Origin of the sequence: Pseudomonas sp. B15(2017) (genome assembly GCF_002113215.1) — a bacterium.
Lineage (GTDB): Bacteria > Pseudomonadota > Gammaproteobacteria > Pseudomonadales > Pseudomonadaceae > Aquipseudomonas.
In genome coordinates this window covers 53,376-73,475 of sequence record NZ_NEJZ01000024.1, presented here as the reverse complement: position 1 = coordinate 73,475, position 20,100 = coordinate 53,376, and the positions used below count along the sequence as shown (strand labels likewise).

The window sequence follows — 20,100 nt, the reverse complement described above, 5'->3', positions numbered from 1 at the left end:
TGGTCTTCAGCCAAATGGCTACCGTGAGTCAGTCAATTTTCGGGCCATGCCGGACAGCCTTGAATATCAAGGGCTGCGCAGATTTGATAGTCATTATGACCTTCGTGATATCGAGTCAATCTGACTGCCATTGAGTCAAATTGACCTGACTGCTGCGGCGCGACAATCCGACGAAGAGCGGCATTGCACCTTGAATGAGCCAATTGCTCTCTATACTGTATATGCGAACAGTATCGAGTGCGTGCCATGCAAATCATCGACAAGCTCAGCATCCTCGCCGATGCCGCCAAGTACGACGCCTCCTGCGCCAGCAGTGGCGCGCCCAAGCGCAGCTCCGAGGGCAAGCGCGGGCTGGGATCGAGCGATGGCATGGGCATCTGCCACAGCTACACGCCGGACGGGCGTTGCGTGTCGCTGCTCAAGGTTCTGCTGACCAACTTCTGTCTCTACGACTGCCAATACTGTGTCAACCGCCGCTCCAGCGACGTGCCCCGCGCGCGGTTCACTCCAGAGGAGGTGGTGACGCTGACCCTGGATTTCTACCGGCGCAATTGCGTCAGCGGGTTGTTCCTCAGTTCAGGGATCATCCGCTCGGCGGACTACACCATGGAGCAACTGGTGCGTGTCGCGAAGCTGCTGCGCGAAGAGCATGAGTTTCGTGGCTACATTCATCTCAAGACCATTCCCGACGCGGATCCTGCCCTGATCGAAGAGGCCGGGCGTTATGCCGACCGCTTGAGCGTCAACATTGAATTGCCCACCGATGCCAGTTTGCAGACGCTGGCGCCGGAGAAGCACATCGGTTCGATCAAGCAGGCGATGAACACCATCTACACCGGCGTGCAGACCGTGCTTAACGAACCCCGCGCACCAAAGTTCGCCCCGGCCGGGCAGAGCACGCAGATGATCATCGGCGCCGATGACACCGACGACAGCACAATCCTGCACAGCGCTCAGGCGCTCTACGGCAACTTCCGTCTGCGCCGGGTCTATTACTCGGCGTTCAGCCCGATTCCCGACAGCCCGAAAAGCGTGCCGCTGGCCGCGCCGCCGCTGATGCGTGAGCACCGCTTGTATCAGGCTGATTTTCTGTTGCGCGGTTATGGCTATACCGCCGGTGAGTTGCTTCAGGGGCCGGGCAATCTGGCGCTGGACATCGACCCGAAACTGGCCTGGGCGCTGCAGAACCGCGAGGTGTTTCCGCTGGACCTCAACCGCGCTGAACCGGCGTTGATCTCACGCATTCCCGGCATCGGCCTGCGCACCACCGAACGTCTGGTGGAGCTGCGTCGGCAGCGGCGCATTCGCTACGAAGACGTGGCGCGTATGCGTTGCGTGCTGGCCAAGGCCAAGCCGTTCATCATCACCAGCGATTACCACCCGCAGCAGGCAGAAGTCACCAGCCAGATGCTCTATCAGCAACTGCGCGACCGGCCGATGCCGCAACAGATGGGGCTGTGGGGATGATCAATCTCGATTGCGACGACCTGTTCGACATCTGGCGCCAGCAGGCGCGCTGGCTGCTCAGCCATGAAATCGACCCGAGTCTGGTGAGCTGGGCGTCGGAAGCCGTGAGCGATCTGTTCGCCAGTGACGTGTCGGTGCCCGAAGGGCAGGGGCCGTTTCAGGCGCGGATTCCGCGTGCATTGCTCGACACCCTGGAACAAGCATCTCGATACCGGGGCGATCAACGCTGGAGTCTGCTGTATGAAGTACTGTGGCGCGTCAGCCATGGCGATCGCACCGCAATGATGGCCGGTGACAAGCTGGGCAGCGAGTTGCAGCGGCGGATCAAGCAGGTGCAGCGCGAAGCCCATCATCTGCATGCGTTCGTGCGTTTCATCGAGCGCTCGGCGGATCTGCCGGGGCCGCAATATGTCGCGTGGCACGAACCGGCCCACGACATCCTGCACAGCGCCAGCGAACATTTCGTCGGGCGCATGGGGCGGCATCGCTGGCTGATAGCTACGCCCCGCGACGGCGTTTATTACGATGGCGATCGACTGATCCATCAACGGCAATGCCCGGTGGAGTGGCAGCAACTGGCGCAGAACGTCGATGATCCCCACGGTGATTTATGGCTGACGTACTACAGCCACATCTTCAACCCGGCGCGGTTGAACGAGAAAGTCATGCAAGGGCATTTGCCGACGCGGTTCTGGAAGAACCTGCCGGAGGGGGAGCTGATTCCCGGATTGATTACCCAGGCGCGCATGGGCAAGCAGCAGAACGGACAGGCGAGCGGGATTGCCGGTCGCGCGGGCAAGCGGATTGCCATGAAGGTTCGCGAACGGGACGAATGAAAAAGCCCCCATCGATCACTCGATGGGGGCTTTTGTGCATCTGGCCGTCAGATCAAACCTTGACGATCCAGCCTGCTGGCGCTTCGATGTCGCCGGTCTGCACGCCGGTCAGCTCTTTGTAGAGCTTCTGGGTCACAGGGCCGACTTCGGTTTCGCTGTGGAACACGTGCAGGTGGTCGTTGTAGCTGATGCCGCCGATCGGGGTGATCACCGCAGCGGTACCGCAGGCACCGGCTTCCTTGAAGTCCGACAGCTTGTCGATGAACACGTCGCCTTCGACCACTTCCAGACCCAGGCGGGACTTGGCCAGTTCGATCAGCGACAGACGGGTGATACCCGGCAGTACCGACGGCGAGTTCGGGGTCACGAACTTGTTGTCGTGGGTAATCCCGAAGAAGTTGGCCGAACCGACTTCCTCGATCTTCTTGTGGGTCAGCGGATCCAGGTAGATGGCATCAGCGAAGTGCGCTTTCTTGGCCTGGGAGCCTGGCATCAGGCTGGCGGCATAGTTGCCACCGACCTTGGCGGCACCGGTGCCTTGTGGCGCGGCGCGGTCGAAGGTGGAGATCTGGAAGTTGTGCGGGGTCAGGCCGCCCTTGAAGTAGGCGCCAACCGGAATCGCGAACACCGAGAAGATGAACTCAGGTGCGGTACGCACGCCGATGTTGTCACCCACGCCGATCACGAAAGGACGCAGGTACAGCGCGCCGCCGGTGCCGTAAGGCGGGATGAAGCGCTCGTTGGCACGAACCACTTGCTTGCACGCTTCAATGAACTGCTCGGTGGACACATGTGGCATCAGCAGGCGGGCGCAGCTGCGTTGCATGCGTGCGGCGTTCTGGTCCGGACGGAACAGGTTGATCGAGCCGTCCTTGCAACGATAGGCCTTCAGGCCTTCGAAGCATTGCTGGCCATAGTGAAGCGCAGTGGAGCCTTCGCTGATGTGCAGCACGTTGTCTTCGGTCAGGGTGCCTTTGTCCCACTCGCCGTTGCGAAAGTACGACAGATAGCGTTTGTCGGTCTTGATGTAGTCAAAACCCAGCTTGTCCCAGTTGATGCTTTCGTTACCCATGACACCCTCTATCACTGAACAACCGCCGAAGCGGTTCAAGGCTTCTGACGTTTTTTTGGATGGGCACAACAATACTTCATTCTTGAGCGGTTTCGCAGCCCGAAATCTCTGCCTTTGATCGTTCCCACGCTCTGCGTGGGAATGCAGTCCGGGACGCTCTGCGTCCCGACAGTCGAACGCGGAGCGTCCGTGGAGGCATTCCCACGCGGAGCGTGGGAACGATCTGCGACCGAGAGTTACAGGTGCAACGCATGCCCGAGCGCACGCAACGCCGCTTCCTGCACCGCTTCGCCCAGGGTCGGATGCGCATGGATGGTGCCGCCGATGTCTTCCAGTCGTGCGCCCATTTCAAGGCTTTGCGCGAACGCGGTCGACAGCTCCGACACCCCGACACCCACTGCCTGCCAACCGACAATCACATGATTGTCCCGACGAGCGACCACCCGCACGAAGCCGGTTTTCGATTCCAGGGTCATCGCCCGGCCATTGGCCGCGAACGGGAAGTTCGACACGATGCAGTCCAGTCCAGCAGCTTTCGCTTCGTCCGGCGTCTTGCCGACGACCACCAGTTCCGGGTCGGTGAAGCAAACCGCAGCGATGGCGGTCGGGTTGAATTCGCGGGTCTTGCCGCTGATCAGCTCGGCCACCATCTCGCCCTGAGCCATGGCGCGGTGGGCCAGCATCGGCTCGCCGCTCAGGTCGCCGATGGCGTAGACGTTGCGCATGCTGGTCTGGCAACGGTTGTTGATCTTGATCGCGGAGCCGTTCATGTCCAGGTTCAGCGCTTCAAGATTCCAGCCTTGGGTATTGGGTTTGCGACCGACGGCCACCAGCACCTGATCGGTTTCCAGATTCAGGGTGTCGCCGTTCGGATCGCGCACCTGCAACGTACCGTCGAAGCCCAGAACGCTGTGTTTCAGATACAGCTTCACGCCCAGTTGCTTCAGCGCGTCGTGCACCGGTTGGGTCAGTTCTGCGTCGTAGGCCGGCAGGATGCGATCCTGCGCCTCGACCACGCTGACCTCGGCGCCGAGCTTGCGATAAGCAATGCCCAATTCCAGACCGATGTAACCGCCACCCACCACGATCAGACGCTTCGGAACCGACTTCGGCGCGAGCGCCTCGGTCGACGAAATGATCGGCCCGCCAATCGGCAGGATCGGCAGATTGACGCTTTTCGAACCGGTGGCCAGCACCAGATGTTCGCAGTGGATGCGGGTGTCGCCGACTTCCACGGTCTTGCCATCGATGACCTTGGCCCAGCCGTTGATGACCTGAACCTTGTTCTTCTTCAGCAACGCGGCGACGCCAGTGGTCAGGCGATCGACGATGCCGTCCTTCCACTCGACGCTTTTGCTGATGTCGAGGGTCGGCGCCGAAACGCTGATGCCCAGTGCCGAATGCTGATTGTGGTGTTGAGTCTGGTGAAACTGTTCGGCCACATGAATCAGCGCTTTCGACGGAATACAGCCGATGTTCAGGCAGGTGCCGCCCAGCGATTCGCCCTCGACCAGAATGGTCGGAACGCCCAGTTGCCCGGCACGAATGGCCGTTACGTAACCGCCGGGGCCGCCGCCGATGATCAGCAGCGTGGTGTTCAGAGTTTGCATGCCATCACTCCACAAACAGGGTCGCGGGTTGTTCGAGCAGACCACGGATGGCCTGGATGAAGAGCGCCGCGTCCATGCCGTCGACCACGCGGTGATCGAAGGAGCTGGAGAGGTTCATCATCTTGCGGATCACCACCTGGCCTTTGACGACCATCGGGCGTTCGACGATTTTGTTGACGCCGACGATCGCCACTTCCGGCAGGTTCAGCACCGGGGTACTGACGATGCCGCCAAGGGCGCCGAGGCTGGTCAGGGTGATGGTCGAGCCGGACAGCTCATCGCGGCTGGCCTTGCCATTGCGGGCGGCAGTGGCAAGACGAGAAATTTCCGCCGCACTGTCCCACAGGCTGCGCGCTTCGGCGTGACGCACCACCGGTACCATCAGGCCGACGTCGCTTTGGGTGGCGACGCCGACATGCACCGCGCCGAGACGGGTGATGACCTGGGCTTCGTCGTCGTAACGGGCGTTCATCTGCGGGAAGTCGCGCAGGGCGACGACCAAGGCACGTACGAGGAACGGCAGCAAAGTCAGCTTGCCACGGCTGGCGCCATGTTTTTCGTTCAGGTGTGAACGCAGTTCTTCAAGCGCGGTGACGTCGATTTCCTCGACATAACTGAAGTGCGCAGCACGTTGGGTCGCTTCCTGCATGCGCTGGGCAATCTTGCGGCGCATGCCGATCACTTGAATCTGTTCTTCATCGTGACGCTGGGCGTAAGCGGCGGCGACCGGTGCCGAAGCGTTCGACTGACCCTGCGCCAGGTAGGCGTCGAGGTCTTCGTGCAGCACGCGACCGGCCGGGCCGGAACCGCGCACCAGACGCAATTGAATGCCCAGATCCAGCGCGTGTTTGCGCACGGCCGGCGAGGCCAGCGGACGCTCATCGGCTTCACGGGCAACCATTGGGCCCTGGCAAACGGCAGCCGCCGGACGCGGCGCGGTGACAGCAGGTTTGCTTTCGACGACCGCTTCAACTTTGGGTGCGGCAGGTGCTTCTTTCGCCGCAACAGGCGCCGGCTTGTCCGACTCCTTCAGATTGCCGGCGCCTTCAACCTCGATGCTGATCAGGATACTGCCGACCGCCATCACTTCACCCGGCTGACCGCCCAACGCAATCACCTTGCCGTGTACCGGCGAGGGAATATCGACCATCGCCTTGTCGGTCATCACATCCGCCAGTACCTGATCTTCAACGACCAGATCGCCAACCTTGACGTGCCACTGCGACAGTTCTACTTCTGCGATGCCTTCGCCGATGTCCGGCATCTTGATAACGTGCGTGCCCATTCAGACCTCCATGACCCGTTTCAGCGCCGCGCCCACTCGGGACGGCCCAGGGAAATACGCCCACTCCTGTGCGTGCGGGTAGGGGGTGTCCCAACCGGTGACGCGCTCGATCGGCGCTTCCAGGTGGTGGAAGCAATGCTCTTGCACCAGCGACACCAGTTCGGCGCCGAAACCGCAGGTGCGGGTGGCTTCGTGCACCACCACGCAACGGCCGGTTTTCTTCACGGATTTGACGATGGTTTCCAGGTCCAGCGGCCACAGGCTGCGCAGGTCGATGACCTCTGCATCAACGCCGGATTCTTCGGCGGCAACTTGCGACACGTAAACGGTGGTGCCGTAGGTCAGCACGGTCACGTCCTTGCCCGGACGGGTGATCGCGGCGACATCCAGCGGTACGGTGTAGTAACCGTCCGGCACTTGCGCGGCCGGGTGTTTCGACCACGGGGTTACCGGACGGTCGTGGTGGCCGTCGAACGGGCCGTTGTACAGGCGTTTCGGCTCGAGGAAGATCACCGGGTCATCGTTTTCGATGGAGGCGATCAGCAAGCCTTTGGCGTCATACGGGTTGGACGGCATGACGGTGCGCAGACCGCAGACCTGAGTGAACATCGCCTCGATGCTCTGGCTGTGGGTCTGGCCGCCGTAGATGCCGCCGCCGCAAGGCATGCGCAGGGTCATCGGGGCGGTGAACTCGCCGGCCGAGCGATAACGCAGACGGGCGGCTTCGGAAATGATCTGGTCGGACGCCGGGTACACGTAGTCGGCGAACTGAATCTCGGCAACCGGACGCAAGCCATAAGCACCCATGCCCACGGCGACGCCGACGATGCCGCTCTCGGAGATCGGCGCATCGAACACCCGCGAGGTGCCGTACTTGGCCTGCAGGCCTTCGGTGCAACGGAACACGCCGCCGAAGTAGCCGACGTCCTGGCCGAACACCACAACGTTGTCGTCACGCTCAAGCATCACATCCATGGCCGAGCGCAGGGCCTGGATCATGGTCATGGTGGTCGTGGTCATGGCGGTTTCCAACTGAATATTGTTGTTGTGATCGTTCATGTCAGATCCCCAACTGCTGACGCTGGCGCTTCAAGTGCTCCGGCATCTCTTTGTAGACGTCTTCGAACATGGTCGCGGCGCTCGGAATCTGGCCGCCGGCGAGGGTGCCGTACTGCTCGGCCTGTTTCTGCGCGGCGATCACCTCGGCTTCGAGCTCGGCGCTGACAGCGGCGTGCTCTTCTTCCGACCAGTGACCGACCTTGATCAGGTGCTGTTTCAGGCGGGCAATCGGGTCGCCCAGCGGGAAGTGGCTCCAGTCGTCGGCAGGACGGTATTTGGACGGATCGTCGGAGGTCGAGTGTGGACCGGCGCGGTAGGTGACCCATTCGATCATGGTCGGGCCGAGGTTGCGGCGGGCGCGTTCGGCGGCCCAGGCGGAGGCGGCGTAGACCGCGTAGAAATCGTTGCCGTCAACGCGCAGGGAGGCGATGCCGCAACCGACGCCGCGTCCGGCGAAGGTGGTGGCTTCACCACCGGCGATGGCCTGGAAGGTCGAGATCGCCCACTGGTTATTAACGACGTTGAGGATCACCGGCGCCCGGTAAACGTGAGCGAAGGTGAGGGCGGTGTGGAAGTCCGATTCGGCGGTGGCGCCGTCGCCGATCCAGGCCGAGGCGATTTTGGTATCGCCCTTGATCGCCGAGGCCATGCCCCAGCCCACGCCCTGGATGAACTGGGTAGCAAGGTTGCCGGAAATGGTGAAGAAACCGGCGTCCTTGACCGAGTACATGATCGGCAACTGACGGCCCTTGAGCGGATCGCGCTCGTTGGACAGCAGTTGGCAGATCAGGTCGACCAGCGGTACGTCGCGGGCCATCAGAATGCTTTGCTGGCGGTAGGTCGGGAAGCACATGTCGTCGATGTTCAAGGCCAGGGCCTGGGCGCTGCCGATGGCTTCTTCGCCAAGGCTCTGCATGTAGAACGACATTTTTTTCTGACGTTGGGCGACCACCATGCGGTTGTCGTAGATCCGGGTCTTGAGCATGGCGCGCATGCCTTTGCGCAAGATCTCGACCGGCACGTTTTCGGCCCATGGGCCGAGGGCATTGCCCTGGTCGTCGAGCACGCGGATCAGGCCGCGGGCAAGGTCGGCGGTGTCGGCCGGTTCAACGTCGATGGAAGGTTTGCGCACCGTCCCGGCATCGGTCAGATGCAGGTAGGAGAAATCGGTTTTGCAGCCTGGGCGACCCGAGGGTTCAGGGACGTGCAGACGCAGCGGTTCATACGCTTGGGTCATGGCTTCTACGCTCGATCTTGTGAATTTCTTGTAGTGAGCTGGCAGTCATTCTTCGATAAAAGAAATCTTGTCCTACAACAATCATAGGCCCGGGCAAGAAGAATATTTCTCTCTGTTTCGTTGCGCTGGCGATCATTTGCAGATAGAAATTCTGCATAAACATAAAAAACAGGTGGTTTTGTCTCATGCGCAAACTGGACCGTACCGACATCGGCATTCTCAACAGCCTTCAGGAGAACGCGCGCATCACCAACGCCGACCTCGCCCGTTCGGTCAATCTGTCGCCAACGCCGTGCTTCAACCGGGTCAAGGCGATGGAGGAACTGGGGCTGATCCGCGAGCAGGTGACACTGCTCGACGCCGACCTGCTGGGGCTGCACGTCAACGTGTTCATCCACGTCAGCCTTGAGAAGCAGGTAGAGGAAGCGCTGCAGCATTTCGAGGAAGCGATTTCCGACCGGCCGGAAGTCATGGAGTGCTACCTGATGGCCGGCGACCCGGACTATCTGATCCGGGTGCTGGTGCCGACCATTCAGGCGCTTGAACGCTTCATGATGGACTTTCTGACCAAAGTCCCTGGTGTGGCGAATATCCGCTCAAGCTTTGCGCTCAAGCAGGTGCGCTACAAGACGGCATTGCCGTTGCCGGCGAATGGCTTGACGCTCGGGGTTTGAGGATCATTCCCAGGCTCTGCGTGGGGGTGCCGCCTCGGGCGCTCCCGATCAATTGATTACAGTTTGTTGATCGGAATCTTCAGATACACCACGCCGTTATCTTCTGCCGCTGGAAAATTGCCCGCCCGCACATTGACCTGAATCGCCGGCAGCAACAGCGTCGGCATGCCCAACCCGGCATCGCGTTTGGTGCGCATCTCCACAAATGCGGCTTCGTCGACGCCGTCATGCACATGGATATTGCTTTTACGCTGCTCACCCACGGTGGTCTGGCATTGCGAGGCGCGACCTTGCGGCGGGTAGTCGTGGCAGACGTAGAGCTTCACGCTGGCGGGGAAGGCCAGCAGCTTGTGAATCGAATTGAACAGTTGATGGGCGTTGCCACCCGGGAAGTCGCAGCGGGCGGTGCCGACGTCGGGCATGAACAGCGTGTCGCCGACCAGGATCTGCTCGCCGTCGATCAGGTAGGCCATGTCCGCCGGAGTATGGCCGGGAACATGCAGGGCGGTGGCCTTGAGGTTGCCGATCCGGAACGACTCGTTGGGTGCGAACAGGTGATCGAACTGCGAGCCGTCGACGCGAAATTCCGGCTCCAGGTTGAACAGCGCCTTGAACACGTTCTGCACTTTGCTGATCGATTCGCCAATTGCGATTTTCCCGCCCAGTTCCCGGCGCAGGTACGGAGCGGCGGACAAGTGATCGGCGTGGGCATGGGTTTCCAGCAGCCACTGCACTTGCAGGTGATGGGCGCGAACGAAGGCGATGATCCTGTCGGCCTGAGCCGTACAGGTGCGACCGGCGGCGCCGTCGTAATCGAGCACCGGATCGACGATTGCGCACTGCCCGCCGTCGGCCTCGTAGACCACGTAGCTGTAGGTCGAAGAGGCGGGGTCGAGGAAAGCTTCAATCAGCGCGGGCATGAACACGGTCCTGTGCAGGAAGGTGGGAAGTCAGGGTTGCAACACTTTATGTAAACACATAATGTCCGCAGCTTAAGTGACGTTGAAGGCATCCTGCAAATGCAATCCAGTCTGACCGAATGTGAAGTCGCCCAACTGCGCGCCTCGGCCTCCAAGGCCTGTTCGCTGCTCAAGGCATTGGCCAACGAGGATCGGCTGTTGATCCTGTGCCAGTTGACCCAGGGCGAGCGCAACGTTGGCGAGCTGGAGAAAATGACCGGCGTGCGTCAGCCGACCCTGTCCCAGCAACTGGGCATCCTGCGCGATGAAGGGCTGGTCGCGACCCGTCGTGAAGGCAAGTACATTTTTTACGGTCTCGCCAGTCACGAAGTGATCCAGGTGATGAAAACCCTGTCCGGACTCTACTGCGGAGCCGTGCTCAAAAGCTGGGCGCAATAGACCCGGCTATCCTTGCGTGCAGCCATAAGGAACAAACAATGAACGATCAACACTGGGGCCCAACCATCAGTGCGGACATCGTGGTCATCGGCGGCGGCACTGCCGGCATCGGTTTTGTCGCAAGCCTGCTCAAGCGCGATCCCGGCCTGAACATCACGGTGATCGAGCCGAGTACCCAGCATTACTACCAGCCGGCCTGGACGCTGGTCGGCGGCGGCGCCTATGACGCCAAAGACACCGCCCGACCGATGAACAGGGTGATGCCGCGCCAGGCCACCTGGATTCAGGCGGCGGTGACCGGCATCGATCCTGATCAGCGCCGCCTCACCCTCAACGATCAACGCACTGTCACCTATCAGAACCTGATCGTCTGCCCCGGCCTGCGCCTGGCATGGGAGAAGATCGAAGGCTTGCAGGAAAGCCTCGGCCAGCACGGCGTCACGTCCAACTACAGCTATCAGCACGCGCAATACACCTGGGATCAGGTGCAGAAGCTGCGCGGCGGCAAAGCCCTGTTCACCCAGCCGCCGATCCCGATCAAATGCGCCGGCGCGCCGCAAAAGGCGCTTTACCTGTCCTGCGATCACTGGCTCAAGCGCAATGTGCTGGGCAAGGTCGACGTCGAGTTCAATCTTGCCGGCGCCGCGCTGTTCGGCGTCCCGACCTTCGTGCCGCCGCTGATGAAGTACATCGAAAAATACAACGCGCGGCTGGCGTTCAATTCCAATCTGGTAAAAGTCGACGGCCCAGCGAAAACCGCCTGGTTCGAGGTCAAGGACGCGGACGGCAACGTCACCCGTCAGGCGAAAACATTCGATCTGCTGCACGTCGTCCCGCCGCAGGTTTCGCCGGATTTCGTCGCCCAGAGCCCGTTGGCCGACGCTGCCGGATGGTGCGAGGTCAACCCGCACACACTGCAACACCCGCGCTATCCCGAAGTGTTTGCCCTGGGCGATATCTGCGGCACCACCAATGCGAAAACTGCGGCGGCAGTGCGCAAGCAGGTCGTGGTGGTGGCGCAAAACCTGTTGGCCCTGCGCAAGGCACTGGCGCTGCCGCTGAAGTACGACGGCTACGGCTCCTGCCCGCTGACGGTGGAGAAGGGCAAGGTGATCCTCGCCGAGTTTGGCTACGCCGGAAAACTGCTGCCGACCTTTCCCCTCGATCCGACGGTGCCACGCCGTTCCGCGTGGTGGCTGAAGGCGACGCTGCTGCCATGGTTCTACTGGAACGGCATGCTCAAGGGGCGCGAATGGCTGACGAGTCTGTCCAGGGTCGACTGAGAACACTCTATGTTGCTGGCAAGTCTGTTTGGCGTGGTGATGGGGTTGATCCTCGGTCTGACCGGAGCCGGTGGCGGGATTCTCGCCGTGCCGGCGCTGGTGCTGGGTCTTGGCTGGACGATGACGCAGGCAGCGCCGGTGGCGTTGTTCGCGGTGGGCAGCGCGGCGGCGGTCGGCGCGATTGATGGGTTGCGTCATGGTCTGGTGCGTTATCGCGCGGCGCTGCTGATTGCGGCGCTTGGCGCGGTGTTTTCGCCGGTGGGCATCTACTTCGCCCATCAGTTGCCGGAAAAGGTTCTGATGATCCTGTTCAGCCTGCTGATGGTGATGGTGGCGTGGCGCATGCTGCGCCGCGAACGCCAGCAGGAGGGGCCGAGCGACCATGGTCACGCCAGTTGGGGCCAGAAAAACTGCATGCTCAATGAGCAGACCGGCCGTTTCGACTGGACCGCCAAATGCACCGCAACCCTTGCGGTACTGGGCGCGGTCACTGGTGTGGTGTCCGGGTTGCTGGGGGTTGGCGGCGGGTTTCTGATCGTGCCGGCGTTCAAGCAACTGACGGATGTGCAGATGCGCGGCATCGTCGCCACTTCACTGATGGTCATCAGCCTGATTTCTGCCATCGGCGTGGTCGGCGCGTTTCATGCCGGGGTGCGGATCGATCATCTGGGCGCATCGTTTATCGTCGCCAGCATCGTCGGCATGATTGTCGGCCGCAAACTCTGCGCGCGGGTGCCGGCAAGGACGTTGCAGGTGGGGTTCGCCAGCGTGTGTCTGGTGGTCGCCGCTTACATGTTGCTGCGTGCGTGAGACAAAACCTGTGGCGAGGGAACGAACGCCCTCGCCACAGCAATCGCGTTACAACACCAGGTGCGGTAACCACAGCGACAGCGCCGGAACGTAGGTCACCAGCATCAGCACCAGGAACAGCACGGCGTAGAACGGCAGCAGCGCCTTCACCGTGCTTTCGATACTGACCTTGCCCACCGCCGAACCCACGAACAGCACCGCTCCCACGGGCGGCGTTATCAGGCCGATACCGAGGTTGACCAGCATGATCATGCCGAACTGCACCGGGTCGACGCCGATACCGAGAATCACCGGCATCAGGATCGGTGTGAGGATCAGAATCAGCGGTGCCATGTCCATCACGGTGCCGAGCAACAGCAGCATGACGTTGATGCACATCAGGATCACGTAGCGGTTATCGGACAGGGTCAGGAACAGCGTGGTGATCTTCGCCGGGATCTGCATCAGGGTCATGATGTAGCCGAAACTGGCGGCGAAACCGATCAGAATCATCACGATGGAAATGGTGCGTACCGTGCGGTGCATCAGTTTCGGCAGTTCACTCCATTTGTAGTCGCGGTAGATGAACATGGTGACGAAAAACGACCACAGCACGGCAATGGCCGCCGACTCGGTGGCCGTGAAGATCCCCGACAGAATCCCGCCGAGAATGATCACCATCGCCATCAGGCCCCACAACGCTTCGCCGCAGATTTTCAGGGCTTCGCGCAGCGGGATCACTTCGCCCTTGGGGTATTCGCGTTTGCGCGCAAAAATCAGGCACAACACCATCAGGCACGCGCTCATCAGCAGGCCCGGCACCACGCCGGCCATGAACAGCGAAGCAATGGAAACGGTGCCGCCGGCGGCCAGCGAGTAGAGCACCGAGTTGTGACTGGGCGGGGTCAGCAGAGCCTGTACCGAACCGCTGACGGTGACCGCTGTAGAGAATTCCCGAGGGTAGCCTTTGCGCTCCATTTCCGGGATCAGCACCGAACCCACCGATGCGGTGTCGGCCACCGACGAACCGGAAATCGCGCCGAAAAAGGTTGACGCCATGATGTTGACCAGCGACAGGCCACCACGCACGAAACCCACCAGGACCCCGGCAAACGCCACCAGCCGCCGCGACATGCCGCCCTCGGCCATGATCGCTCCGGCGAGCACGAAGAACGGAATCGCCAGCAGCGAGAATTTGTTCACCCCGCCCGCCACCTGAATCATCAAGGCCTGGAACGGAATGTCGATCCACCAAGCGCCGATCAGCGCCGACAACCCGAGCGCGTAGGCAACCGGCATGCCGATCAGGATCAGTGCGATAAAACTGCCCAGCAGAATCAATGCGTCCATCAGGCAGCCCCTTCGTTTTCTTCAACCAGGTCGAATCGCACCACGCGGCGGTTGCTTTGATCGCCGAGCAACAGTTTTTCCAGTACGAAAATCAGCGTCAGCGCACCGCCAATCGGGATCGGCATGTAGGTGATGCCGACCCGCAATGTCGGCAGGGCGCTCATGAACTGGTTCCAGGTCGACAGGCACAGCTTGGTACCCCAGATCGTCATGAACAGGCAGATGGTGCCCATGAGCACTTGTGAAACGATGCTCATGGTTCGGCGCATATTCGGTTGCAGGCGGTCGGTGACCATCGCCACCGCCATGTGTGCGCCGGCGCGGTAGCTGGCGGCCGCGCCGATGAACGTGAAGACCATCATCAGCAGGATGGCGGCAGGCTCCGGCCAGCTCGAGCCGGTGCCGAGCACGTAACGGGCGAACACGCCCCAGGGGATGATCAGAGCAATGGTCAGCACCGACAGACCGGCGACCCAGATGCAGGCCATGTAGATCCGGTCATTGATGCGCAGCAGCAAATTCTTCATCGGGTTCCACCGTAACCGGGCACGCGCGGACATCAGGCGACGTCAGCGCTGCCGGGCCTTTTGCAGAGGGCTGGGAGGGTTACTGAACAGCTTCGATGCGCTTGATCAGGTCGGCGTAGGGCGCGCCGTATTTCTCGCGGATCGAGGCGGTGGCCTCGTAGAAGGGTTTCTTGTCGACAGTGATGAACTCGACGCCGGCCGCCTTGAGTTTTTCCTCACTGCTGACGGATTTGGCGTCCCACAGCGTGCGCTCCTGAGCCTGCGCAGCCTTGGCGGCTTTCTTCACCAGCGTCTGCTGATCCGGGGTGAGTCTGTCCCAGGTGATTTTTGACATCACGATGGGCTCGGGCAGGATCAGGTGCCCGGTCAGGCTGTAAAACTTGGCGTTCTGGTAGTGGTTGTGTTCGAGCAGGGTGGGTGGATTGTTTTCCGCGCCATCGATGACGCCGGTCTGCAGGGCACTGAAGATTTCGCCGGTGTCCATGGCGATCCCGTTGCCACCCATGGCATTGATGGTTTCGATGAACATCGGATTGCCCTGCACGCGGATTTTCATGCCCTTGAGGTCTGCCAGGCTGCGCACCGGTTTCTTGGTGTAGATGTTGCGCGTGCCGCCGTCCATCCACGCCAGGGCGACGAGGTTGAATTCCGATTGAGTGATCTTGTCGAGGATCTCGTCACCGATTTCACCGTCGATGATCTTGCGCATGTGCGCCTGGTCACGGAACACGAACGGCATATTGAACACGTTTACGTCCGGTACCACCGGGCCGACGATGCCGAGGCTGACGCGGGCCATCTGGATGGCACCGACCTGGGCCTGTTCGACCACTTCCTTTTCCGAGCCGAGTACGCCGCCAGGGAACATCTTGAAGGTCAGCTTGCCGTCACTTTCGGCGACCAGGGTCTTGCCCAATTGTTCTTCGGCGACCACGGTCGGATAACCGGCGGGGTGGATGTCGGCGAATTTGATTTCCAGTGCCTGGGCCGCGCTGCCGAAGGTGAGCGCGAGGGGGAGGGCGGCGGCGAGCAACGTGCGTTTGAAGTCCATGAGGGGTTCTCCAGTCTTGTTGTTTTTGTGTTCAAGGCACAGCGATGCAGCGAGGGCGGTTACAGCAGGTCATCGAAGATTGGCTCCGGCAAGCCTTTGACGCCGGGGTTGAGGGCGAACACCCCGCCGGCCAGGGAGTGTGGATCCTGGTCGTCGCCGGGGCGGATCGAGGTCACGAACAAGGTATCCATCCGGCTTCCGCCAAAGGCGCACATGGTGGGTTTTTTCACCGGCACCTGCAGCGAGCGGTCGAGGCGACCTTCGGGGGTGAACCGGTGGATCAGGCCGACGTCGTTGGCGCAGATCCAGTAACAACCCTCGGCATCCACGGCTGCGCCGTCAGGGCGGCCGTAATAATGATGCATGTCCACGAACACCCGTCGATTGGAGGGGGTGCCTGTCTCGGTGTCGTAATCGAAAGCCCAGATCAGTTGCACGCTCGGGTGCGAATCCGACAGGTACAGGGTTTTGCCATCCGGGCTGAAGCCCAGACCGTTGGGCACGATGAAGCCATCAAGTTGCGCCTTGATCGAGCTCGTCTGCCCGGCAGCGTAGCGATAGAGCCGGCCCTCGGGCAGATTCAGGCCCATGTTCAGCACCATGCTGCCGGCCCAGAACCGGCCCTGCCGGTCGCAGCGGCCGTCGTTCAGGCGCATGTCCTGGCGGCAGTGCTCGACCGGAGCGAGCAGGTCGCTGTCGAGGCTGCCATCGCCGTGCGGCTGCAAGTGGAAGAACCCGCTCTCCATGCCGGCCACCCAGCCGCCCCTGCTGTGTCGCGCGATGCAGGCGAGCATTTCGGGAGCCTTCCAAGCGTGGACGTGGCCCGTGTCGGCGCTCCAGCGTTGCAGTCCACCGTTGGGGATATCGACCCAGTAGAGCGCATTTTCCTGCGGCACCCACACCGGGCTTTCACCCACCGCGTTGCGGGTGTCGACGATCATTTCGGCTTGCATACTCATTCCCTTGGTTTTATTGGAGACGTCAATCGCGCCGGTCAGTCGCCAAAAGGGCCGGCCGCAACGAAGGCTCCGCCCTGATAGATCCGCGCCGGGTCATCGTTGGCGGGCATCGGCTGCGCCTCGACTTTTTCGCGAAACACTTCGGACGTGTCTTTGGCCGCGAAACCGAGGTGGCTGGCGAAGCGGTTGTCCCACCACACCTCCTTGTTGTCGGACATGCCATAGACCACGGTGTGGCCGACGTCGGGGGTGTACAGCGAACGTTCGAGCAATTGGGTGAGGTCATCGAAGCTCAGCCAGGTGTGCATCATTCGGCGGTTCTGCGGTTCGGGAAACGACGAGCCGATGCGGATGCTGACGGTTTCGATGCCATAGCGATCGAAGTAGAAACTGGCCATGTCTTCGCCGTAGGACTTGGACAGACCGTAGTAGCCGTCGGGGCGGCGAGCAGAGCTGGCGTCGAGGCGCTCATCCTGTTTGTAAAAGCCGATGACATGGTTGGAGCTGGCGAAGATCACCCGTTTGACGCCGTGGCGGCGTGCCGCTTCATAGAGGTGGAACACGCCACAGATATTGGCACCGAGGATTTCTTCGAAGGGGCGCTCCACTGAAACGCCACCGAAATGCAGGATCGCATCCACGCCTTCGACCAGTTGATGCACGGCGGTTTTGTCGGCGAGGTCGCAGAGCACGATTTCTTCCCGGTCATCGATGGCCGGGGCGAGGGCGGCGATGTCCGACAGGCGCAGCACGTTGGCATACGGGCGCAGGCGTTCACGCAAGACTTTGCCCAGGCCACCGGCGGCGCCGGTCAGCAGCAGGCGATTGAACGGAGTTGGGGCGGTGGAGGTGGGCGTCATGGCAATCCCTTACGCGTTGTTATTAGGGTTGTTGTAGGTTGTCGTATGACTGCGCTGAAGTATCGGTAGGGTTTCCGGAACTTGTCAACGCGACTTTCGGTGTAAGTGACAGAAGGCGGATGCACTCTCCGTTCACGCCATGCCGCTGTTTACAACAACGAAATCGGGTAACTGATGAAGATCCGGTTCTCATCGAATTCATTGGTGCTGAAGTCCCGGCGAATCGTCGCGTTGCGCCATTTGACGTTGAGATTCTTCAGCGGACCGCTCTGAACGGTGTAGGCCAGTTCCGACTCGCGACCCCATTCCTTGCCATCGGTGATGGTGCCGGTGTGCACGTTGTCACCGCTGATGTAGCGGTTCATCAACGTCAGCCCGGGGACGCCGAGAACAACGAAGTTGTAGTCGTGGCGAATCTGCCAGGAGCGCTCCTTCGCGTTGTCGTAACTGGCGTTGTAGCTGTCGTTGGCCAGAGTGCCGCCACTGGTGCCGTTGACGCGCATCCAGGCATCGTCGCCACTGAGCTTTTGCAGGCCTATGTAGAACGTGTTGCCGCCGTACCTGGCCGAAAGCAGGGCGAACGCGGTTTTGTTGTCGAGATCGCCGGCCTGAGCGCTGCCGTCTTCCTTGCCGGTGAAAAAGCCGAGGTTGGCGCCCAGTGTCCAGTCGCCCAGGGGCTGGCTGTGGCTGAGGTTGAAATACTGCTGCTGGTAGATGTCGCTGAGTTCGGCGTACCACACACCGACAAGCGTGCGTTTGTCGTTGAAGGTGTATTCGCCGCCGCCGAAGTTGAAGCGGTCGGAGGTAAATGCGCCTCGGCCGTTCATCGACATGTCTTCCATGCTTGCATCGTTGCGCGGACTGTTGCCGCGGAACTGGCCGCCGTAAAAGGTCAAGCCATTGATTTCGGTAGACGTGACCTGGCCACCGCGAAAGGTCTGCGGCAGGGAGCGGCCATCGTCCGAGCGCAGGATGGGCAGTACCGGCATCCATTCACCGACCTTCAATTCGGTCTTCGACACTTTGGCCTTGAGTGCCACGCCCAGGCGCCCGAAATTGTCCGCCGGGCGGCCATCATCGTGGATCGGCAATAACTGCGTACCTCCGGTACCTTTGCCGCCATCGAGTTTCTGCGAGTACAGCCCCAGTACATCCAGGCCAAAGCCGACAGTGCCCTGCGTGAAGCCGGATTTGGCGTCGAGAATGAAGTTCTGTGTCCACTCTTCAGCCTTGCCTTGCGGATAGTCCGGGTTGACGAAATTGCGATTGAAGTAGGCGTTACGCAGGTTCAGCGTGGCTTTGCTGTCTTCGATGAAGCCCTCGGCATCGGCGCTCATCGGCAAGATGAGGGCCAGACCGCTGCAGCCGATCAAACTCAGGGTGGAACGCGGGCGGGGGACAGAAAAACGGGACGTGCGGACGGAATTGCGGACGAGTGTGCTCACTGTGACGCTCCCTGTTTCGTTTGTTGTTTTTATTATTTGTTATACGTCGTCGTACAACATGGTTGCGGATATTTGCGAGGTTTTCCGGAAATGTCAACAGGTCGTTGTACGATGACTTTGCGTGAGCGGGCAGCCCTCCAAACGCTGTGAGGAGGGCTGCTTTCGACCGTTTTTACTGGTTGTAGAGCGCTTCAGTGTTATCGATCAGTGGGTTTTTTTCGGTCAGCACGATTTGCGCGATCTGATCCTTGCGCATGAAACTCACCTTCGGATGCGATTGGGCGTACCGGATAAAACGCTCCATGGCCTCAACCATCGCCGGCGTGCCGCCAATCCGGTCGTGCAGACTCACCGACATCATCCGCCGCTTGCTCGCGCCTTCGGCGTAGAGGCGATCGAATTCCAGCACCAGTTGCTGGTAGAACTGCTCGGCGGAGAAGTGCCGACCTTCGACCAGCACGATGTCGTTGTTGCGCAGGGTGTACGGCACTACGGCGAATTTGCGCCCGCGTACCATCGTCACGAACGGCTCGTCACGGCTGACATCGTCGATGTGATAGGTGAAGTTCAGGTCCTGCAACACCTTCAGCGTATTGGGGCTGCGCCGTAGCCAGTTGGCGTTGTAGCCGACCGAGCGCTGGCCGGTGATTTTTTCCACCGCCGCGACACCGTCGCCGATGAATTGTTTTTCCTGGGCGTAATTCATGTTGTACGAATCGGCCCAGCGCATGCCGTGGGCCGCCAGCTCATGACCGCGCTCGGCGATCGCCTTGGCCAGTTCCGGGTGCTTGAGCGCCGCTTCGCCGACCACGTGGGAAGTGACTTTGATACCGGTGCGATCCCACAGATCGAGCATGCGCCACAGACCTTCCTTGTAGCCGTAATCGAACCAGGTCTGGGCCGGCAGATCCGGGTAGCCTTTCGGCAGTGGTGTACCGGAGAACGGACTTTCAGCGCCTTCGGGCTGGCCGCCGGTTTCGAATTGCATCGACACCGAAATCACCAGTTGCGAGCCATCCGGCCATGGGCGTTCCTGAGCGAAGGCGAGGGCGGGCAGTAACAGCGCGGCGGCCAGCAGGTTTTTCAGCAGACGGGGGGAGCGTTGCGAGCGGGGAGTGGTCATATCGGGCACCTTGCAGGTTGAGAAGTGCTGCAAGGTTGGCATCCGCTACGCTTGGGAAAAATCGGCTGCGGGCGAGATGTCTTTTAAACAGAATTTACGAATCCACCCAAAATCC

At 61.0% G+C, this 20,100-nt stretch carries 19 protein-coding genes; 6 read left to right on the top strand and 13 right to left on the bottom strand.

Annotated elements, in window-relative coordinates; translation table 11 throughout:
• Positions 1-246 precede the first annotated feature (246 nt).
• Together CAF73_RS27445 and CAF73_RS27440 are read left to right on the top strand one after the other, a co-directional pair.
• Positions 247-1,467 carry a putative DNA modification/repair radical SAM protein gene (locus CAF73_RS27445; protein ID WP_085705073.1) on the top strand — a complete coding sequence of 407 codons (1,221 nt, stop codon included), beginning with the start codon at positions 247-249 and terminating at the stop codon, positions 1,465-1,467.
• Positions 1,464-2,303 carry a TIGR03915 family putative DNA repair protein gene (locus tag CAF73_RS27440; protein WP_085705071.1) on the top strand — a complete coding sequence of 280 codons (840 nt, stop codon included), beginning with the start codon at positions 1,464-1,466 and terminating at the stop codon, positions 2,301-2,303. Before CAF73_RS27445 ends, CAF73_RS27440 begins: the two co-directional genes overlap by 4 nt.
• A 52-nt stretch (positions 2,304-2,355) precedes the next feature.
• Here the strand turns inward: CAF73_RS27440 and CAF73_RS27435 are convergent, their stop codons facing one another.
• The 5 genes from CAF73_RS27435 to CAF73_RS27415 form a co-directional block, all read right to left on the bottom strand.
• Positions 2,356-3,375: a branched-chain amino acid aminotransferase gene (locus CAF73_RS27435; protein WP_085698139.1), complete on the bottom strand. Its 1,020-nt coding sequence runs from the start codon at positions 3,373-3,375 to the stop codon at positions 2,356-2,358.
• Positions 3,376-3,611: 236 nt separating this feature from the next.
• Positions 3,612-4,985, bottom strand: a complete 1,374-nt coding sequence (lpdA, locus tag CAF73_RS27430; protein WP_085705069.1) for a dihydrolipoyl dehydrogenase — start codon at positions 4,983-4,985, stop codon at positions 3,612-3,614.
• Positions 4,986-4,989: 4 nt separating this feature from the next.
• On the bottom strand, positions 4,990-6,270 hold the full coding sequence (locus CAF73_RS27425) for a dihydrolipoamide acetyltransferase family protein (protein ID WP_085698141.1): 1,281 nt from the start codon (positions 6,268-6,270) through the stop codon (positions 4,990-4,992).
• On the bottom strand, positions 6,271-7,329 hold the full coding sequence (locus CAF73_RS27420; RefSeq protein ID WP_085698142.1) for an alpha-ketoacid dehydrogenase subunit beta: 1,059 nt from the start codon (positions 7,327-7,329) through the stop codon (positions 6,271-6,273). It abuts the gene before it with no gap.
• 1 nt (position 7,330) lies between these two features.
• Entirely contained in the window at positions 7,331-8,566 is a 1,236-nt protein-coding gene (locus CAF73_RS27415; protein WP_007952906.1) for a 3-methyl-2-oxobutanoate dehydrogenase (2-methylpropanoyl-transferring) subunit alpha, read from the bottom strand.
• 185 nt (positions 8,567-8,751) lie between these two features.
• Here CAF73_RS27415 and bkdR point away from each other — a divergent pair, with 185 nt between their 5' ends.
• On the top strand, positions 8,752-9,240 hold the full coding sequence (bkdR, locus tag CAF73_RS27405) for a Bkd operon transcriptional regulator BkdR (protein WP_085698143.1): 489 nt from the start codon (positions 8,752-8,754) through the stop codon (positions 9,238-9,240).
• A gap of 56 nt (positions 9,241-9,296) precedes the next feature.
• On the opposite strand, the gene CAF73_RS27400 is transcribed toward bkdR, so the two are convergent.
• Positions 9,297-10,160 carry an MBL fold metallo-hydrolase gene (locus tag CAF73_RS27400; protein ID WP_085698144.1) on the bottom strand — a complete coding sequence of 288 codons (864 nt, stop codon included), beginning with the start codon at positions 10,158-10,160 and terminating at the stop codon, positions 9,297-9,299.
• Positions 10,161-10,259: 99 nt separating this feature from the next.
• On the opposite strand from CAF73_RS27400, the gene CAF73_RS27395 reads away from it, so the two are divergent.
• Genes CAF73_RS27395 through CAF73_RS27385 form a run of 3 tightly spaced genes read left to right on the top strand, consistent with a single transcriptional unit; the run spans position 10,260 to position 12,691 of the window.
• A complete protein-coding gene (locus tag CAF73_RS27395; RefSeq protein WP_007952897.1) occupies positions 10,260-10,598 on the top strand; it encodes a helix-turn-helix transcriptional regulator in 339 nt (112 codons plus the stop codon).
• Positions 10,599-10,636: 38 nt separating this feature from the next.
• A complete protein-coding gene (locus tag CAF73_RS27390; RefSeq protein WP_085705065.1) occupies positions 10,637-11,881 on the top strand; it encodes an FAD/NAD(P)-binding oxidoreductase in 1,245 nt (414 codons plus the stop codon).
• Between the two features lie 9 nt (positions 11,882-11,890).
• On the top strand, positions 11,891-12,691 hold the full coding sequence (locus CAF73_RS27385; RefSeq protein WP_085705063.1) for a sulfite exporter TauE/SafE family protein: 801 nt from the start codon (positions 11,891-11,893) through the stop codon (positions 12,689-12,691).
• 48 nt (positions 12,692-12,739) lie between these two features.
• On the opposite strand, the gene CAF73_RS27380 is transcribed toward CAF73_RS27385, so the two are convergent.
• The 7 genes from CAF73_RS27380 to CAF73_RS27350 form a co-directional block, all read right to left on the bottom strand.
• The gene (locus tag CAF73_RS27380; protein WP_085687555.1) at positions 12,740-14,020 is read right to left on the bottom strand and encodes a TRAP transporter large permease; all 1,281 of its coding nucleotides are present in this window, start codon (positions 14,018-14,020) and stop codon (positions 12,740-12,742) included.
• On the bottom strand, positions 14,020-14,547 hold the full coding sequence (locus CAF73_RS27375; protein WP_085698147.1) for a TRAP transporter small permease: 528 nt from the start codon (positions 14,545-14,547) through the stop codon (positions 14,020-14,022). The genes CAF73_RS27380 and CAF73_RS27375 overlap by 1 nt, the downstream gene beginning before the upstream one ends.
• Positions 14,548-14,626: 79 nt before the next feature.
• Entirely contained in the window at positions 14,627-15,598 is a 972-nt protein-coding gene (locus tag CAF73_RS27370; protein ID WP_085705061.1) for a TRAP transporter substrate-binding protein, read from the bottom strand.
• A gap of 59 nt (positions 15,599-15,657) precedes the next feature.
• Positions 15,658-16,551, bottom strand: a complete 894-nt coding sequence (locus CAF73_RS27365) for an SMP-30/gluconolactonase/LRE family protein (RefSeq protein WP_085705059.1) — start codon at positions 16,549-16,551, stop codon at positions 15,658-15,660.
• Positions 16,552-16,592: 41 nt separating this feature from the next.
• Positions 16,593-17,417, bottom strand: coding sequence for an NAD(P)-dependent oxidoreductase (locus CAF73_RS27360; protein ID WP_085705057.1), 825 nt, complete (start codon positions 17,415-17,417; stop codon positions 16,593-16,595).
• Between the two features lie 149 nt (positions 17,418-17,566).
• The gene (locus CAF73_RS27355) at positions 17,567-18,862 is read right to left on the bottom strand and encodes an OprD family porin (RefSeq protein WP_085705055.1); all 1,296 of its coding nucleotides are present in this window, start codon (positions 18,860-18,862) and stop codon (positions 17,567-17,569) included.
• A gap of 172 nt (positions 18,863-19,034) precedes the next feature.
• Positions 19,035-19,985 (bottom strand): polysaccharide deacetylase family protein, encoded by a 951-nt coding sequence (locus CAF73_RS27350; RefSeq protein WP_085705053.1) that lies wholly within the window; start codon positions 19,983-19,985, stop codon positions 19,035-19,037.
• Positions 19,986-20,100: the final 115 nt, after the last annotated feature.

What these genes read in the sequence shown, in the direction of transcription:
- CAF73_RS27435 (WP_085698139.1), bottom strand. Translation starts at nt 3,375, where the DNA reads ATGGGTAACGAAAGCATCAACTGGGACAAGCTGGGTTTTGACTACATC.
- CAF73_RS27365 (WP_085705059.1), bottom strand. Translation starts at nt 16,551, where the DNA reads ATGCAAGCCGAAATGATCGTCGACACCCGCAACGCGGTGGGTGAAAGC.
- CAF73_RS27350 (WP_085705053.1), bottom strand. Translation starts at nt 19,985, where the DNA reads ATGACCACTCCCCGCTCGCAACGCTCCCCCCGTCTGCTGAAAAACCTG.
- lpdA (WP_085705069.1), bottom strand. Translation starts at nt 4,985, where the DNA reads ATGCAAACTCTGAACACCACGCTGCTGATCATCGGCGGCGGCCCCGGC.
- CAF73_RS27380 (WP_085687555.1), bottom strand. Translation starts at nt 14,020, where the DNA reads ATGGACGCATTGATTCTGCTGGGCAGTTTTATCGCACTGATCCTGATC.
- CAF73_RS27420 (WP_085698142.1), bottom strand. Translation starts at nt 7,329, where the DNA reads ATGAACGATCACAACAACAATATTCAGTTGGAAACCGCCATGACCACG.
- CAF73_RS27415 (WP_007952906.1), bottom strand. Translation starts at nt 8,566, where the DNA reads ATGACCCAAGCGTATGAACCGCTGCGTCTGCACGTCCCTGAACCCTCG.
- CAF73_RS27390 (WP_085705065.1), top strand. Translation starts at nt 10,637, where the DNA reads ATGAACGATCAACACTGGGGCCCAACCATCAGTGCGGACATCGTGGTC.
- CAF73_RS27425 (WP_085698141.1), bottom strand. Translation starts at nt 6,270, where the DNA reads ATGGGCACGCACGTTATCAAGATGCCGGACATCGGCGAAGGCATCGCA.
- CAF73_RS27440 (WP_085705071.1), top strand. Translation starts at nt 1,464, where the DNA reads ATGATCAATCTCGATTGCGACGACCTGTTCGACATCTGGCGCCAGCAG.
- bkdR (WP_085698143.1), top strand. Translation starts at nt 8,752, where the DNA reads ATGCGCAAACTGGACCGTACCGACATCGGCATTCTCAACAGCCTTCAG.
- CAF73_RS27360 (WP_085705057.1), bottom strand. Translation starts at nt 17,417, where the DNA reads ATGACGCCCACCTCCACCGCCCCAACTCCGTTCAATCGCCTGCTGCTG.
- CAF73_RS27370 (WP_085705061.1), bottom strand. Translation starts at nt 15,598, where the DNA reads ATGGACTTCAAACGCACGTTGCTCGCCGCCGCCCTCCCCCTCGCGCTC.
- CAF73_RS27375 (WP_085698147.1), bottom strand. Translation starts at nt 14,547, where the DNA reads ATGAAGAATTTGCTGCTGCGCATCAATGACCGGATCTACATGGCCTGC.
- CAF73_RS27395 (WP_007952897.1), top strand. Translation starts at nt 10,260, where the DNA reads ATGCAATCCAGTCTGACCGAATGTGAAGTCGCCCAACTGCGCGCCTCG.
- CAF73_RS27385 (WP_085705063.1), top strand. Translation starts at nt 11,891, where the DNA reads ATGTTGCTGGCAAGTCTGTTTGGCGTGGTGATGGGGTTGATCCTCGGT.
- CAF73_RS27445 (WP_085705073.1), top strand. Translation starts at nt 247, where the DNA reads ATGCAAATCATCGACAAGCTCAGCATCCTCGCCGATGCCGCCAAGTAC.
- CAF73_RS27400 (WP_085698144.1), bottom strand. Translation starts at nt 10,160, where the DNA reads ATGCCCGCGCTGATTGAAGCTTTCCTCGACCCCGCCTCTTCGACCTAC.